The 16845-nt window shown below is 44.1% G+C and carries 16 protein-coding genes; 11 read left to right on the top strand and 5 right to left on the bottom strand.

Going from position 1 to position 16845, the window contains the following annotated elements:
* The first annotated feature begins 22 nt into the window (after positions 1 to 22).
* Positions 23 to 1006 carry a homoserine kinase gene (locus tag A3729_RS02590; RefSeq protein WP_068513130.1) on the top strand — a complete coding sequence of 328 codons (984 nt, stop codon included), beginning with the start codon at positions 23 to 25 and terminating at the stop codon, positions 1004 to 1006.
* A 30-nt stretch (positions 1007 to 1036) separates the two neighbouring features.
* Here the strand turns inward: A3729_RS02590 and A3729_RS02585 are convergent, their stop codons facing one another.
* Positions 1037 to 1411, bottom strand: a complete 375-nt coding sequence (locus A3729_RS02585; RefSeq protein ID WP_156490281.1) for a hypothetical protein — start codon at positions 1409 to 1411, stop codon at positions 1037 to 1039.
* A gap of 287 nt (positions 1412 to 1698) precedes the next feature.
* On the opposite strand from A3729_RS02585, the gene A3729_RS02580 reads away from it, so the two are divergent.
* The 8 genes from A3729_RS02580 to A3729_RS02545 all read left to right on the top strand — a co-directional run bounded on the left by A3729_RS02580 (position 1699) and on the right by A3729_RS02545 (position 11075).
* Entirely contained in the window at positions 1699 to 2229 is a 531-nt protein-coding gene (locus A3729_RS02580; RefSeq protein ID WP_068513123.1) for an FHA domain-containing protein, read from the top strand.
* A gap of 117 nt (positions 2230 to 2346) precedes the next feature.
* Complete coding sequence (locus tag A3729_RS02575) at positions 2347 to 2658, top strand: PilZ domain-containing protein (RefSeq protein ID WP_197475492.1); 312 nt, start codon at positions 2347 to 2349, stop codon at positions 2656 to 2658.
* A 118-nt stretch (positions 2659 to 2776) separates the two neighbouring features.
* On the top strand, positions 2777 to 3355 hold the full coding sequence (locus A3729_RS02570) for a DUF1456 family protein (protein WP_068513119.1): 579 nt from the start codon (positions 2777 to 2779) through the stop codon (positions 3353 to 3355).
* 194 nt (positions 3356 to 3549) lie between these two features.
* Positions 3550 to 4674, top strand: a complete 1125-nt coding sequence (locus A3729_RS02565) for a phosphoserine transaminase (protein ID WP_231872048.1) — start codon at positions 3550 to 3552, stop codon at positions 4672 to 4674.
* A 112-nt stretch (positions 4675 to 4786) separates the two neighbouring features.
* On the top strand, positions 4787 to 5383 hold the full coding sequence (locus tag A3729_RS02560; protein WP_156494769.1) for a LemA family protein: 597 nt from the start codon (positions 4787 to 4789) through the stop codon (positions 5381 to 5383).
* A gap of 3 nt (positions 5384 to 5386) precedes the next feature.
* Positions 5387 to 7417: a M48 family metallopeptidase gene (locus A3729_RS02555; protein ID WP_068513117.1), complete on the top strand. Its 2031-nt coding sequence runs from the start codon at positions 5387 to 5389 to the stop codon at positions 7415 to 7417.
* Between the two features lie 157 nt (positions 7418 to 7574).
* On the top strand, positions 7575 to 8132 hold the full coding sequence (locus A3729_RS02550; protein ID WP_068513115.1) for a hypothetical protein: 558 nt from the start codon (positions 7575 to 7577) through the stop codon (positions 8130 to 8132).
* A 147-nt stretch (positions 8133 to 8279) separates the two neighbouring features.
* Positions 8280 to 11075 carry a hybrid sensor histidine kinase/response regulator gene (locus A3729_RS02545; protein WP_068633080.1) on the top strand — a complete coding sequence of 932 codons (2796 nt, stop codon included), beginning with the start codon at positions 8280 to 8282 and terminating at the stop codon, positions 11073 to 11075.
* A 25-nt stretch (positions 11076 to 11100) separates the two neighbouring features.
* On the opposite strand, the gene A3729_RS02540 is transcribed toward A3729_RS02545, so the two are convergent.
* The 4 genes from A3729_RS02540 to A3729_RS02525 all read right to left on the bottom strand — a co-directional run bounded on the left by A3729_RS02540 (position 11101) and on the right by A3729_RS02525 (position 14678).
* Positions 11101 to 12477 carry a D-arabinono-1,4-lactone oxidase gene (locus A3729_RS02540; protein ID WP_068515609.1) on the bottom strand — a complete coding sequence of 459 codons (1377 nt, stop codon included), beginning with the start codon at positions 12475 to 12477 and terminating at the stop codon, positions 11101 to 11103.
* A gap of 10 nt (positions 12478 to 12487) precedes the next feature.
* Entirely contained in the window at positions 12488 to 12856 is a 369-nt protein-coding gene (locus A3729_RS02535) for a cytochrome c5 family protein (protein WP_068515605.1), read from the bottom strand.
* 140 nt (positions 12857 to 12996) lie between these two features.
* Complete coding sequence (locus A3729_RS02530; protein WP_068515602.1) at positions 12997 to 14283, bottom strand: ammonium transporter; 1287 nt, start codon at positions 14281 to 14283, stop codon at positions 12997 to 12999.
* Positions 14284 to 14339: 56 nt separating this feature from the next.
* Positions 14340 to 14678, bottom strand: coding sequence for a P-II family nitrogen regulator (locus A3729_RS02525; RefSeq protein WP_068515599.1), 339 nt, complete (start codon positions 14676 to 14678; stop codon positions 14340 to 14342).
* A gap of 420 nt (positions 14679 to 15098) precedes the next feature.
* Between A3729_RS02525 and A3729_RS02520 the strand changes: the two genes are divergently transcribed.
* Positions 15099 to 15461, top strand: coding sequence for a hypothetical protein (locus tag A3729_RS02520; protein ID WP_068515596.1), 363 nt, complete (start codon positions 15099 to 15101; stop codon positions 15459 to 15461).
* A gap of 80 nt (positions 15462 to 15541) precedes the next feature.
* Complete coding sequence (locus tag A3729_RS02515; protein WP_068515593.1) at positions 15542 to 16696, top strand: MFS transporter; 1155 nt, start codon at positions 15542 to 15544, stop codon at positions 16694 to 16696.
* The last annotated feature ends 149 nt before the right edge of the window (positions 16697 to 16845 follow it).

Genomic DNA, 16845 nt, shown 5'->3' with positions numbered 1-16845 from the left:
ATATTCGGTAAGGAAGGAATAGATGGCTGTTTACACTCAATTGACTCGTTCACAAATAGACAAGCTTCTCGAGTCATATGACTTAGGTGAGCTTGTTGGCTTTAGCGAGATTAGCGCTGGTATTGAGAATACCAATTATTTTCTAGATACCTACCCAAAAAGCGGGGGCGAAGAAGCGGATAAAGGCGCCGTGAGGTATGTTCTTACTCTTTTCGAGAGCATGGAAAAAAACACTTTACCCTTTTTCAATGAGCTGACGACGCACCTGGCCCGAGAAGGTTTTAAAGTTCCTGCGCCAGTATTGACTAAGCAAGGCGAAGCAATTTTCGAACTTGAGCAAAAGCCTGGAATGATCGTTCAATGCTTGTCTGGTAAGGCAGTGGGCAAACCCAAGGTTACACAGTGTGAGGCGATGGCTGAATATCTGGCAAGTATGCACCTGGCTTTAAGGGACTTTCCAAGAAGTCGCCCTTTAGCGCGAGATAGCGATTGGATGTTGGCGCAGAAGGCGCTTTTGCAACAGAGTGCTATGCCAGAAGAAGACTTTGACTTACTAGAGCAGTCAATATTCAGATATAGCAATGAATATGGAAGTGCCACCCAAGACTGCCCTCAGGGTATCGTTCATGGCGACTTATTTCGTGACAATGTCTTGTTTCGGCGGGATGAGGTTTCAGGGGTCATTGATTTCTATCATGCCTGTCAGGCTACCTTGTTATTTGACTTGGCGGTGATGGCGAATGATTGGGCGTGGAATGCATCGAAAGGAGATTATGATGAGGGCTTGCTGAGAGCAATAACTCAGGCTTATCAGTCGCATCGACCCTGGACTGACAGGGAACGAGAGGTTTGGCCCAGGTGTCTTGAGCTTGGCGCCTTAAGGTTCTGGATTAGCCGTTTGGTTAGTTACTATCTGCCAGGTTATCAGCAACATTCTGTAGAGGGTGATACCGCCAAAAACCCGGATGAAATGAAGGCTATTTTACTTCGAGCGCAAGCGCTATAAGTAAAATAGCTAATTTCTTTACCGTATATCCTACTCAAACAAAGCATTAATGTTGGTGTTGAAACTAATATCAACCAGGTTCCAACCTTCTTGAGGCTGGTAGTAATTTAGTTCCCAAACTAAGGCGGCTGAAGGGTACTTCAGCAAATAGCTTATTTTATAGAAATGCTCCCCGACCGACTCTTGCTTCAAAAGTGCAAAGGAAAGCGGCTTGCCCTGACGTGCTTCAAGCATCTTCATATCGTGGGAGATCTTTTTGCCACGTTCCTCAAACTGCTCAGGACTGACGCCAATATAAGCAGACATAAGCGAATAAGCGCTGTCATATTCCGCTTGAACGACTTGGCTCATAAAGTAGTCACTGACTTTATTGATCTTATCTTTGCTGGCGAGAGGCTTGGCCAAACTTAGGCTGCTAAAAGTAATGAGTGATATGCAGCAGATTAATAAGCTGATTTGGCGCAAAGTGAGGTCCCCTATATTTAAGTAGTTAGTACTTTAGATTGTAGCAGAATGCTTAACTAGCGTCATTTGGCTGAGCTTCTTGGGTTTAAATAGTTCCTGGATTCATGCGCATTATTAAACTGACGATAGCGATCAAAGGGTGGGTAGCGGTAATGGACTTTTATTACCAATAACTTTGGTGCTCAGTTATGTGTTTTTCAGCATGGCTCTTATACTGAAGAAGTTTTATGTCGATTAATACTGAGTTTATTTTATGGCACTTTGGCACTTTGGCACTTTGGCACTGGAAAGGAAGTTTGGACGAAACTGGGGTGGTCAAGAAAATACCCATCACTAAGTTTCCCTTTGTTATTGGCAGAAATAAGTCAATTGATATGGTTGTTCTGCGCTCTGGTATTTCTCGTGAACATGCCGAGATAATAAGCAAAGACGGTCGCTTATTTTTGAGAGACCTTCAGTCTACTAATGGTACTTTTGTAAACAAGCAGCGTATTAATAGTGAGGTATTATTGACTCACAACACGGTTATTCATTTTGCTCAATTTGATTTTATTTTAATAGATTCGGAGCATAAGTCTTCGGATGATGAAATGTTAACTGTCGTGATGAATGTTGATGAGGCCTTAGGGCTTCATGACAAGGAGTTTGCGGGGCGCAATGTGCTTAACGCTCCACCTGCCACTAAAAGAAACAATAAGCCTAAAGTGCAGGTTATGGAGGAATCATCTCATGAGAATGTGAAAGCGCATGAAAGGTAGAGTGTTGAGGCACAAACTGAAGAATCACTTCAAAGTCAAAATGCCTTATCTAAGCCGCGAGTTCAGGGTGATGAAAAAGTTTTTATACAAGGGCAGTGGGATGATTCAAACAGGCGCTTGCATTCGCGTAGGGAGGTTCGCTGGCCGGTGCTTGTGACCTTAAAAAGTCAGCAGACGATCCAGTGTACAACGAAAGATCTGAGTGAAGCAGGGATTGCGTTGACCTCACCGGTAAGCATTCAAGAGCGGGCTTTGGTTAAAGTTGATATCAATGCATTCTATAAAGGTCGTCGTTACGATATTACAGCGCTAGGAACGGTAAGGCATTCACTTATTACACCTGATGGCTTTATTGTAGGTGTTCATATAAAGAGTAGTCACCCTAAAAGCAGTGAGTTTCTAACAAAGTTTTCTAATCGAACAATATAGTGCTGAAGCTAACGCGATTGGATTTGATGCTGAAGGGATTGTCTGCACGAAAATATGTTAGCCTGTTGTAATAATTTACGGCCCCGAGAAGATAGGGGCAATAACTTGCGAGACTGTTTTGACCAATAACTATATCCTTCGCCGCTTGCGCTATACCTTTGAATATAATGATCGACAAATGATTGCGCTGTGGGCCAGTGCAGAATGCGCTGTAACTCGAGAGCACATAAGTCAATGGCTAAAGAAAGACGATGATCCAGACTTCGTTAACTGTCCAGATAAAAAGTTTGCCAGTTTTCTCAATGGTATGATTAATAAGTTGCGTGGCAAGAAAGATGGTCCTCAAGCTTTGCCCGAAAGTCGTTTAAATAATAATATTATTTTGCGTAAGCTGAAGATTGCGCTGAACCTTCGAGACGATGATATTTGTGAGCTAATGGCATTAGGTGGCTATCGTGTCAGCAAATCCGAGTTGAGCGCATTCTTTCGTAAAGTAGGCCACAAACATTATCGTGAGCTGCAAGATCAAATGCTGCGCAAGTTTATTCAGGGCATGCAGCGAAAATACCGTGATAGCACAGATGCTGATGAGACTGCGGTTCCTGCATCTCCCGTCCATAGTAAGGAAGACTCAAACAGCGAAAGCGACCGAAATGTGAACAGTGCTATTTGGAATAAATCAAAAGCGGGTAAGTGACTTATTGACTGGTGGATATCGCGCTACCTCTTGAACGAAAAATACAGGGTTGTAGTGTTTTAAGGCCGCGGTCATTAATACAGTAAAAGCGATGATTAAAAAATAACAATCTACGTCAAGCCTTTACCCTAACAGCCCTAAAAATGATAGGATAGCGCAAATTTTTCTAATCTATTTAGTCAGAGATCAGCGCTGTGCCAATTCAAAAACCAAGCATTAAACCAAATAACCCAAACTTTTCATCAGGGCCTTGTAGTAAAAGGCCTGGTTATGACGTTAACCAGCTCCAATTAGATACCTTAGGTCGATCTCATCGCGCCAAGATTGGTAAGACAGCATTGGAAGCATGCTGTACTGAAACGGCGCGTTTATTGGGTTTGCCTGAAGGTTATCGAGTGGGTGTAGTACCGGGTTCTGATACCGGAGCAATGGAAATGGCGATGTGGTCGATGCTCGGTGCTCGTCCTGTCGATGTTTTTGCGTGGGAATCCTTCGGTAAAGGCTGGATAACCGACATTACAAAACAGCTGAAGTTGGATGATGTTTCTCTCTACGAAGCGGACTACGGTAAACTCCCTGATTTTTCTCAAGCTTCTTCTTCTCACGATATTGTATTTACCTGGAATGGCACGACTTCGGGTGTCAAAGTTGAAGACGCCAACTGGATAGCTGACGATCGTGAAGGTTTGACGATTTGTGATGCAACCTCGGCAGTGTTTGCCATGGATATGCCCTGGGAAAAACTGGACGTAATCACATTTAGCTGGCAGAAAGTACTTGGCGGTGAAGGTGCTCACGGCATGCTGATACTTAGCCCTCGAGCTGTCGAGCGCTTGGAAAGCTATACGCCACCTTGGCCAATGCCCAAATTATTCCGTATGACCAAGGCAGGGAAGTTGGTTGAAGGTATTTTTAAAGGTTCAACTATTAATACTCCGTCAATGCTTTGTGTTGCCGATTATTTAGATGCTTTATCCTGGGTTGATGGCTTGGGCGGGGTACCTGCTTTGATCAAGCGCTCAGAAGAGAATTTGGCTGCTGTTGAGCGTTTTGTTGACGCGCATGATTGGATTCACTTTTTGGCTGAAAATAAAAGTACTCGTTCCAATACAAGTGTTTGTTTGGTGCTAGACTTAGAAAAAGACGCACTGAAGAAGATGGTCGCATTGCTAGAGCAGGAAGGTGTAGCCTACGATATAGGCTCATATCGCGATGCTCCTGATGGCCTACGAATCTGGTGTGCAGGTACGATCGAGAGCAGCGACGTTGACGCGCTTATGCCTTGGCTTGAGTGGGCCTATCATAGCTCGCAAGCTTAAGTAAAAGATAGGAGCTAGGCGCTTAATGCGCCTATACTGTTTTTGCTTATAGGGATATCTCGATCAATTGAATATTGCACTGTAACTGGTGCGCCAAGTGACGGGATTAAATATGGATATCAGCAGTTTAGTAACAGCCTTCATTATCATTTTTGCGATTTTTTATATCATTCGTATTTTCAATACCTTGGTAGCTTTAAAAAATCGCTATCAAAACTCTTTCTCTCAAATTGAAGTTCAGCTTAAGCGTCGTTATGACTTGATTCCTAATCTAGTCGAGACGGCTAAGGCTTATCTAACACATGAGCGTGAAACGCTGGAAGCGGTTATATCGGCTCGTAATCAAGCTCTGGCAGGCCTTAAAGCAGCATCCGCTAATCCTTCTAGTGCGGGAGCGTTGCAGGAACTTGCTAAAAGTGAAGGTTTATTACAAAGTGCTTTAGGAAGTCTAAATGTGGCTGTAGAGGCTTATCCGGAACTGAAGGCTAGTGATAACATGAGCCAGCTTTCTGAAGAGCTGACTAGCACCGAGAATCGTGTGTCCTTTGCGCGTCAGTCCTTTAATGATTCAGTTACTGAATATAATCAATATCGTCAAAGCTTCCCTCAAAACCTTTTTGCTACCAGCTTTAGTCACAGAGAAGACGCGACGCTTCTAGAGTTTGAAGACTCGGCACAAATTCAATCGGCTCCCAAAGTTTCATTCTAGACAATGAACTTCTATAAAGCGCAAGATGATGCCAGGAAACAAACCTTATGGTTGTTGGCATTGTTTACCATTGCTGTCGTCTTATTGGTTTTGCTTACAAACCTCTGTGTCGCGTTTTTCGTTTTATACAGTAACCCAGAGTATGCACTGGATGGAGTGAATCCGATTGCTGATGCAGGCGGGAACATTTTTCAGTGGTGCGAAAACCTGATCACCGCACTAGGTTGGAAAAAATTTACCTGGACGACGCTTCTCGTCGTAGGCGTCTTGGCGATGGCTATGCTGTTCAAATGGCTCTCTTTGCGAGACGGAGGAAGGGTTGTCGCTGAAGCTTTGGGCGGTCGACCTGTTCTGACAAACTCAAGCCAGGCTCAGGAAAAGCGCTTACTAAATGTTGTCGAGGAGATTGCTTTGGCCGCGGGTATCCCAGTGCCACAAGTTTATTTGCTTGAAAAAGAACCAGGTATTAATGCCTTTGCCGCCGGTTTGTCGGTTGAGGATGCCGTTATTGGCGTCACACAAGGTTGTTTGGATACTTTTAACCGAGATCAGCTGCAGGGAGTTATTGCTCACGAATTTAGCCATGTTCTTAATGGCGATATGCGCCTGAACATGAAGTTACTGGTTGTCTTGCATGGCATTCTAATGATTAGTGAAAGTGGTCATATGGTGATGCGTATGACGAGTCAACGAGGGCGTCGCTATCGTAGCTATGGTCATGGCCGAAATAATGGCGGCGTGGTTGCGGGCCTGTTTGCATTTGGTTTGTGCCTATGGCTACTTGGCTCGATTGGCCAGTTATTTGGCATGATCATAAAGTCTGCTGTAAGCCGTCAGAGAGAGTTTTTGGCCGACGCCTCTGCAGTGCAGTTTACCCGAAACCCCAATGGTATTGGTGAGGCCTTGAGTTTGATTGGTGGTGCCACTGCCCAGTCACAAGTTGTGCATCATGGCGCTCATGAAGTGAGCCACTTGTTCTTTTCTCGCATCGGATCTCCTAGGCGCTACTTCACCCAGTTTTTTGCTACGCACCCGCCATTAGAAGAACGGATTCGCAGAGTTATGCCACGGTGGAGCGGCCGTTTTATGAAGCCTTCTTCACTAGAGCGGGAAGCAAGTGTTTTATCCGGTAGTGGTGAAACTGTATCGTCTTTTGCTGGGAGTGAGCAAGTAGTAGAACCAACAATAGGCGAGCAAAAAGCTGAATCTGCAAAACCTGTAGAGCATAAACCGATAGAGTTTGAGCCGGCATTTAGTCAGGATGGTGTTTTCAAGTCAGCTTATGATTTGCTTGTTGGTAAAGCTCACGAACCCAGTGAAGCGCCTGCCTTAATGTGTGCAGTCTTGCTTGATGAACAGGAAGCTGTCGTCAAAAAACAGCTTAAGATCGTTAGTTCAAGCCAAAAAGGTTCACCTCAAAAGATTGGTGGTGATCTTGCAGATTCAGTTGCTGACATGATCAAGCCTTTAGCTGAGCTAAACTCCGAGCAGCGCTTGGAGATTGTTGAACTAAGCATACCCGCATTAAAGCTGATGTCTTTAGTGCAATATCGTCATTATCGTTCTTTGTTTCTGGAACTAATTCATGCTGATGGAAAAATTGATGTTTTTGAGTGGCTGATTTTCCAGCTCCTTAAGCAGCATTGTGATCGATATTTTGGCTTGTCGCGTCCAGAAAAACCAAAATATAAAGACATTAAGAAAATTGCTTCTCTTTACCAAGTTGTGCTGTCCCGTATTGTCTATTATGGCTTGGAACGTGAGCAAGCAACTTATCAGCAAGCCTTCAAAGAAGGTTGTGAGGCTGCAAGCGTTGCCGGGATTACCTTGCTACCAATAAGTGACTGCCAATCAGCAAGGTTTACTCGAGCAGTGCATGACTTGGGCTTGGCCTACCCATTGTTAAAACCACGGTTATTGAAAGGTTTGCTCGCGGCTGCCAAATCCGATGCAGTTGTCACGGCAAAGCAGAGTTACTTGATAAAAGGTGTTGCCGCCGTGATGGATTGCCCCTTTGGTGGTGTAGAGAGTTAGTCACAAGCACCTATTATAGAGCTTGGGTGGCTCGCAATACTGCGTGACCTGAACTATAAATAATCAAGGCCTTCTAAAAGTTTCACCTGCTAGAGAGTCTTGATGTACGCAAAGAATAAAAATAACAAAACTCACTGTTCAACATGTGAGGTTCGTCGTGCCTGAAGGTGAGGCTAATATTCTGATTGGTAATGAGGTGTCTGAGCCGGTAGCCAAGAGCTTCGGAAAATCTCTTAGCTTCAAGCTGACTTTCTGGTTTTTAGTTCTGGCAATCGTGCCAATGATCTTGATCGCCTCTATGAGCTATTATCAAGCTTATTCAAGCTTGCGACAAGCAGCTGTTGATGAGTTGGTTCAGGCCGCTGACCTTAATGAGCGCTTCATTCGAAGCTGGTTCAACTATCGTTTTACCGATGTCACCTTACAGGCAGGAGTGCCGACCCACAAAGACCTACTGATTTCACTTCGAGAGGGTTACGAGCACAGCAATACTGATTTATTCACTTATGTGCACAGCTCAGACTGGCAGGCACGGGTAAAAGGCCAGGAAGACAGTATTGTTGCGATAGGCGCTGCTTATCCCTATGTTTACGATATATTCTTAATCGATAATCAAGGCAATATTCTGTATACCATTGAGCATGAAGATGACTTTGGTACCAATCTTTTCGACGGGCGCTATGCCCAGACAAAGTTTTCGTGGCTTGTGCAGTAAACACTCAAACAGAAGAAAACGCTTTTTTCAGATATCGAACGCTATGCGCCATCTAAGGGGCGCCCAGATGGTTTTATTGCGGCACCGATCTTTTCGGGTGACGGCGCAGTTATCGGTTCTTTTGCTATTCAAATTAGATTAGAGCAATTGATAAACCTGCTGTCACGAGATTTGGCGAAAATTAATGCTTCACATTATCTAGTCGGTGCCGACGGCTTGCTTAGAACCAGTATCGATGATCAGTCAGAGATTCTGGAGCGAACTATCGCAACTGAACAATTCGAAAAGTGGCGAAAGGAGCATGCAGTAGGTGCTGAAGAAGGCGTTGTATCAAAAGCTTATAGGTGTAAAAAAACTTCAGAATTCCAAACTCATGACTTGGAGCATGACTATGAAGAGGCTTTCGAATATGTGGGGCCGAATGGTGAAGAGGTAATTGGTATTCATCACTCGGTACGCATATTTAATATTGAGTGGAGTTTGATCAGCGAGGTAGATAAGAAAGAAGCTTTGGCTTCGGCGTATTGGCTAAAACAGATAGTAACGGTATTTGTCATACTGACCGGGCTGCTTAGTATTGTCTTGGCTTTGTGGCAGGCACGACGAGTTTCTAGGCCCATTACAAAGCTTGCAGAAGCAACAATGGCTGTTGCGGCAGGAGAGATGGATCAGCGAGTCGAGATTGATAGCAATGATGAAATAGGACGCTTGGCTGAAGCGTTCAATCATATGCTGGTAATGAGGCAAATGCATGAAAAGGCTTTAGAGGCGAGTGATCAAGAATCTAAGTATGCATTGGCAGCATTAGAGCAGAAGACTAAAGAGCTTATCGTTGCCCGGGATGAGGCCGAGTCTGCTGTTAGAGCCAAAAGCGAGTTTTTAGCCAGCATGAGCCATGAAATACGTACACCAATGAATGGTGTCTTAGGTATGTTGGGGCTGCTAATTAATAGTGAGCTTAATAAAGAGCAGCATCATCAAGTGACCTTAGCTCGATCGAGTGCTCATTCTTTGCTCGCTGTGATCAATGATATTCTGGACTTTTCCAAGATCGAAGCCGGCAAGTTGGATATTGAAGTTCTAGAGTTTAACTTGCGCTCAATGATTGGCGAATTTTCTGAAGCCATCGGTCATCGCCCTTGTGAAGACGATGTTGAATTGATTATTGACGTTGTTGATGTTGAACATAGCCTGGTAAAAGGGGACCCTGGAAGAATTAGGCAAATTCTATCAAACCTGGTGGGTAATGCGATTAAATTCACTCACGAAGGCGAGATCTATGTGAAAGTGTCGCTAACTCCTGAGCTCTCTGCAGATGGTCGAGACCTCCTTCGCCTAAATTGTTCAGTATCCGATACCGGTATAGGTATTCCAAAAGATAAAATAGCGGAGTTGTTCGACTCATTCACTCAAGTCGATGCCTCAACGACCAGAAGGTATGGTGGCAGTGGTCTAGGGCTGGCGATTGTTAAGCAGTTATGCGAAATGATGGGAGGCGGCATCTCTGTTAAAAGCGAGGCGGGTAAGGGGAGTTGTTTCAGATTTAACCTTTTGCTTGAAACAAGTGAACAATCTCAAACGGTTAGCCCCGATGTCGATATCAAGGGGGCTGATATCCTGATTGTTGATGATAATACCAGTCATCGGGAGTTTTTGACGCGTCAGCTAACAGTATGGGGAGCAAATGTAGCGCAGGCTGATTCAGCTAGCGACGCCATGGATATGTTGACCAAGGCTGCTCAGGATAGTGAAACTATTCGGTATAAAGCTATATTTATTGATATGGATATGCCGCGTATAGATGGTGTTGAACTGGCGAAAAGGCTTAGAGAGGAAGAGGGTTTGTCTGAGACAAACCTAGTGATGATGACATCCTTGCAGAACCGGGGCGACTCACAGTTTTTTTCAGACTTGGGTTGTCGTGCCTATTTTCCAAAACCAACCACGACCTTAGATTTGTTCGACTCTCTTAATATTATTTTCTCAGAAGAGAGTGTGTGTAAGGGTGGGCAAGAGGCGGGTGATCATGATCGTGGCTTGAAGCATGGCGGTATTCATCAGAATCAGGATAGCCTACCAGGTGGCTACCAGTGGCCGGATAATACCCGTATTCTTTTGGTCGAAGACAACCATGTCAATCAAATGGTTGCTTTAGCATTGCTGGATATATTGAAGCTCAGTGCTGATTTGGCCGATAGTGGGTTGGTTGCTTTGCAAAATTCGCCAGACAATTTGCCGTATAGCCTGATTCTTATGGATTGTCAGATGCCAGGTATGGATGGCTATGAAGCAACACGAGAAATAAGAGGTGGTGCGGCTGGAATTCGTTATAAAGATATCACTATTATGGCGATGACAGCGAATGCAATGAAGGGCGATAAGGAACGCTGCCTTGAAGCAGGAATGAATGATTATTTATCCAAGCCTATCGATACTGAGGTTTTGGAAAGAAAGCTCTATTTTCACCTTGTGGCGGGTGTTGATCAGAAGGCAGCCCAAGTAGGTGAAATTGTAAAAGTGAGCGAAAGTTGTGATTTAAGTGAAGAGGCTTCTGCAATAGTTGAAGAGGCAGTACCAGATGAAACGAAGGGGGTTGAGTTGCAGATTTGGGATGAAAGTGATGTATTACGCAGGGTAATGGGGAAGTCCAAAATCCTGAAAGTTATGATAGCTTCGTTTTTGAGTGATATGCCGCAGTATGTTGATACTCTGCAATCAGATATCGATAAAGGCGATCTGGAAGCGGCAGGAAATAGCGCGCATGCTCTAAAGGGCGTTGCTGCCAATTTGAGTGCCTTGGCGCTCGCTGAGGCAGCAAAGAAAATTGAGATAGCTTGCAAAGACGGGCAGCCTATCGAAAACATATTACCTATGCATCAAGAATTTATGGATGTTTACCCTAAAACCCGTGAGATGCTGATGGCTTGGAAAGAGCCTGAATAGGCTCTTTCCCGGCGCTAGCTAGACCTTAAGCGATGGTGTCTTTCAGGTAGGTATTCAGGAATTTGCTTTCTGGGTCAAAGCTGCGTCTTAGCTCAATAAAATCATTCCATTTTGGGTAGCTTTTCTTGAACTCTTCGCGGCTAAATGTATTAAGCTTGCCCCAGTGAGGTCGTCCTCCATACTTTCGAAAAATTGGCTCAATTGCTTTAAACATCGGTTGGTAATCTTCTTCAAAATAACGATGCACTGCGATGGATATGGAGTCACGTTGATAAAAGGGGCTTAACCAGGCTTCTTCACCTTTAATGAAGCGACACTCAATAGGAAAGAATGCTTCACTAAAGTGTTTTTCAATGGTGTCTCTTACTTCACCTAAGGCTTTGATTCCTTCTTCTACGGGAAGATGATATTCCATTTCATTAAAGCGGACGTTTCTATCATTGGCGTAAATAGCGTAGGAATGGTCAATATTTGTATGTGTTTCAAGGGTCTTCATATAGGTGCCGATAATCAACTCGCGCAGTTGACTCGACCAGCCCAAGTAGTCTCTGGCGGCTTTAAGGTCCATAATGCCGCTGTTACCATCAATTTCCTCTGACGATGAGGGGGGCTCATTGGTGATATTTAAGGTGTCAGTGAGCGCCATGCCGGTGAAGGGGAAATAGAAGAATTCAAAGTTCCGGTTGTCCTTGGCAAGTTTATGGGCTTGCTCAGTGACGTCTTCAAAACTCATCCATTGTGCTTCGCGTATAAGGTTAAATGGCGCCTGGTTTTGCATCGTGATTGAGGTGATGATACCGAGGCTTCCCAGGCCAACCTGAGCTGCCCTAAATAGCTCGGGATTGTGCTCATTAGAACATTGAACAAGATCACCTTGTGGGCTAACCATTTCAAGGCCTATGACATAGCTCGATAGGCTTCCTAATGACATGCCTGTGCCATGCGTTGCGGTGCTGATGGCGCCAGCAAGGGTTTGCTGGTCAATATCTGGCATATTAATTAGCGCTTGATGGTTTTCGTTGAGTATAGGGCCGCACTCACTAAGTAAAGTTCCGGAATAGAAAGTGGCTTGCTGCTTTTCTTTATCAATGCTTTTTAAACCGGATAGTCGCCGGGTAGAAAGCAGTATGTCATTAGTAGGAACCAATGCAGAGAAGGAGTGGCCGCTGCCCAAGGCCCGGATGCCGGGTTGCTTTTGCCGAATCAGAGTTTGCAGCTCAGCAATAGAGGCGGGCGCTAAGCGTTCGCTCGGAACGCATTTTTGATTGCCAGACCAGTTTTTCCAAGGGAAGCTTTTTGTGCTTGTAGAAGCCTGGGCATTGATTGCCAGCATGCTACTCAGTGGAAGAGAGCTGGTAAGCGTAGTGGCGATAAGTGACTTTAGTAAGCTACGTCTATTCATGGCCGCATCCTTATAACTGTTGTTCAAGGGGCTTACTCATATAACGAATAAGCTTTACGAAATGATCAGGAGTGCACTCAAAGCACTGACCACCTGGCGGCATACCACCGGAGCCGTTGATAGCTTTTTCAACGCTGGCGTCAATCCCGTTTTCGAGAATCTTATTCCAGGTCTTGGAGTCCCCCGTGAGTGGCGCTCCAGTGCCAGAATTTGCGTGGCAATTTTTACAGCTCTGCTGATAAATACGCTGTAAGTCCTTAGGCAACGACTGGGCTGACCATGAGATGTTTTTAAAACCCTCGGGCGAGTCACTGCTGCAAGCAGTCATATTGATGCTTAGGAATAATAATACTAGAAAGGTGATCTTGAGATGGGTCATGCTTGCCTCCTGTTATATTTGCTCAGGCATGGAGAGTGCTCATGCTAGGCTATAGAAAAGGAGGATAACACAAAACATGAATAATATTCATGTTTTGTGTTTGGCTTTGATTAAAGTGTGATCAAATGCCGTTTGGGCCTTTAGAGATTGTAGCCAGTTTCTTCATGGTCAACGACATCAAGGCCTTGAACTTCTTCTTCATCTGTCGTGCGTAAAGGTGTAAAGATTGCGACGAGTTTAAGTATGATCCAGGTAACAACAGCTGTATAAACAATGGTAGAGATTACACCAACGGCTTGAACGCTAAGCTGGCCAGCCATTGACTCGATTCCGTCTGCAAAACCGTAACCACTGAAAACGCCAAGGCTTGTTGCAGAGAAGATACCAGCAAACAAAGTACCGATAATGCCGCCAACGCCGTGAACCGGGAATACATCTAATGAATCATCAATTTTCAACACGCGTTTTACGTACTGAACTGCGTAAAAGCATGTTATGCTCGCCATAATACCGATTAATAATGCGCCACCAGGGCCAACAAAACCAGAAGCAGGAGTAATGGTACCCAGGCCTGCGACCATACCTGTTACGCCACCCAGAGCGCTTGGCTTACCGAACTTTTTCCACTCGATAGCTAACCAGGTAAGCGTACCCGCTGCAGCAGAAATATGTGTGGAAAGCATTGCCATCGCTGCATTACCGTCAGCGGCCAAAGCACTACCACCGTTAAAGCCGAACCAGCCAACCCAAAGCATACCTGCGCCTGTTACAGTCATTGTCATGTTATGAGGAGGCATCGCTGTTGTTGGGAAGCCTTTTCGAGGGCCGATCACAATCGCTGCAACCAGCGCTGCAACACCTGCAGTAATGTGAACTACCGTACCGCCCGCGAAGTCGTATAGACCCATATCAGCTAACCAGCCGCCGCCCCAGACCCAGTGAGTAATAGGTACGTAGACAGCTAATAACCAGATTGCGCTGAAAAGAACCATTGCAGAAAAACGCATACGCTCTGCGAAACCACCCACAATTAGTGCGGGTGTAATGACTGCGAAGGTCATTTGAAATAGCATGAATAAGGATTCTGGAATGTCGCCCGCTAAAGACTCACGAGTTACGCCAGATAGCATAACTTTGCTGAAGTCACCGATAAAGTTGTTGCCTTCCGTAAACGCCAGGCTGTAGCCTACGATGAACCATAATAATGAAGAAATACCTGCAATCGCAAAGCACTGCATTAGCACCGATAGAACGTTTTTGCTTCGAACCAAACCGCCATAAAACAATGCTAGGCCTGGTAGGGTCATAAACAATACCAAGGCTGTAGAGGTAAGGATCCAGGCGGTATTTGCGCCGTTAAGCGCATCTTCAGCAAAAGCCAAAGACGGTGCTAGCAGTGATGCAGCTAGCAGGAAGAGTTTGTTCATGAGAGAGCTCCTGATTTTTAAAAAGAGTAAAGAGTTTGTTTTTAATTCGATTCTGTTTAGAGGGCGTCGTTGCCGGTCTCGCCTGTGCGGATGCGAATGGTTTGTTCCATAGGGCTGACAAAGATCTTACCGTCGCCGATTTTTCCAGTGTTTGCTGCTGAAATAATGGCTTCAATGGCTTGGTCTACAGCGTCTTCTGCAACGGCAATTTGTAGTTTTAGTTTTGGAATGAAATCGATCACGTATTCGGCACCACGGTAGAGCTCTGTGTGGCCTTTTTGACGACCAAAGCCTTTAACTTCTTCGATAGTCATGCCGTGATGCCCTAATTCGGTGAGTGCTGATCTGACGTCATCTAGTTTGAAAGGTTTAATGATTGCCGTAATTAATTTCATATGTAGCCCTGTATGTCTGAGTCGCTTAATAAATGGCGTAATTAGTTCTTGCCTAAGCGATATTTATCGTTTTTATATTGTTTTTCGTATGGCGCCGGAGTTCTTTTGGTGCAAAAATTAATTTTCAAAATTGCACTGTTATAAGGCAGTGCAAAATTAATTAAATTGAAATTGGATTTCAATAGCAGGAGAGGAAATTCTTGAATTTATCGTATATTGCTTGTATGTGTGCACTAACGTAGCGCTAAAAACAATGATCAGCACTAAAAGCGTGCATTATTATTTCTGGGTTTGAGTTTTTTGAGTCGCAATGTTTGACGTGAGCTTGGTCGAGATATTAGTGCACTTTTTATTTAGAGTAATTTAATTCTATCGTACATAATAGGGTTTAGTATTCACAACAGAAGGTATTCGCGGGTAATGGATATTCACATCTATATAGATAGCTCATCCTATTCAGATATTGATATTGAAGAAATTTCTCAAGATCTACTCGCTGAACTAAGTGCTTGGCTCAATAATAAGACTTCTATTAGTTTGTTGGATTTTCGACCTGAAGAATGTTTAGAGGACTGGAAACTTGGTTTTGCATTACGGGTGAAATCCAAATTTAAACTAAAAGAACCGCTAAATTTTTTATATGATCTTGCTAAAAAATACCAGTGCGAATTTGTTGTTTCTGAGTACGATGCTAAGTCTGAGAGTTCTGAAGCCGTTTGCTATTTTGGCTTTGAAGAGGGGCGGCCAGATCTCTATGAAATAGCAAATTACCTAGGCTTATGATGCTTGGGTGTGATCAACGAAGTTTTGCGTATCAATAGTCTGACTTCTATTGGCTTTCGATTCGCTTGCCAGGGCTTTTAATGCCAGTTTTATATCTGAAGCTATCATTTTTATATTTCACCTATTTTGCCTTGCTAGGTGTCATGGCGCCTTACTTGGGGCTATATCTCGATAGTAAGGGCTTCAGCTTATTAGAAATCTCCCAGCTGCTTTCCTTATTGATGATAACGAAGGTGCTTGCTCCCTTACTGTGGGGCGCATTGTCTGATCGTTTTAGTAACAATGTCTTTCTGGTTCGTTTTGGGACGCTAATGACGCTTGTCTGTTATAGCGGCTTTTTCTTTGCCAACACTTTTCAGGCTTATGCCCTAGTTATTGTCTTATTTAGTTTCTTCTGGAATGCGGTCTTGCCACAGATAGAGGTCGTAACGCTTTTTAATCTGGGTAGTAAGAAAGAGTTGTATGGGCGGATACGGCTATGGGGTTCAGTCGGGTTTATCTTTAGTGTTATGGGATTCGGTATAGTATTTGATATTTGGGGGATTGCATATTTTCCTATAAGTTTGCTCTGTGTGATCGCGTTGATTTTTGTTAGCAGCTTAGTTCATTTTGAGGAACCGAAAAGAACGCAAAGCCATGATGAAGCTAGCCATGGCTTTATGGTGTATTTAAAGCGACGTGATATTCAGCAATTCTTTATCGTCTGCTTTTTATTGCAGGTTTCTCACGGCGCTTACTACACTTATTTTAGTATCTACATGGAATCTTTGGGTTATAGCACTGCGCAGGTTGGGGTGCTATGGAGCTTAGGTGTTATTGCTGAAGTGCTTCTCTTCATTTATATGCACCGTTGGTTTGGCTTACATTCGATACGTTTGATTATGGCTATTTCTTTATTGCTGACTGCTTTCAGGTGGGTCGTAACAGGGCTGCTTGCAGAATACTGGATGGTAATTGTTATCGTACAATGTATTCATGCATTTTCTTTTGGAGCGATGCATGCGACAGCGATCAAATTTGTTCATCAGCGATTCAAACTCAGGCACCAGGGGCGGGCGCAGGCACTTTATAGTAGTTTGGGTTTCGGTGCGGGCGGTGCGGCAGGTGCTTATTTTAGTGGCGTAGTCGTATCTGAATATGGCTATTACTGGACCTTTATTATTAGTGGTCTTGTTGCGCTCGCCGCCGTATTTTTTGTTTACTCTCTCAGATTTAAAACTAGTCATTTTAGCTAAGTTTTAGTCAGTTATATCTCTTGTTTTTATACGCGCTGATTGTTTTGCCAATTACTTGGAATCGGTGTCGAAAAAAAAATTCCCTATAAGTTGGTGGAATGAAGAATTTGCGTCTATGCTTTGTTTTAAGTGTATTTGCAGCTCTCCGA

The sequence above is a fragment of the Oleiphilus sp. HI0043 genome (assembly GCF_001634935.1).
The sequence above is the reverse complement of the archived record's forward strand: the minus strand, read 5'-3'. Positions and strand labels throughout refer to the sequence as shown.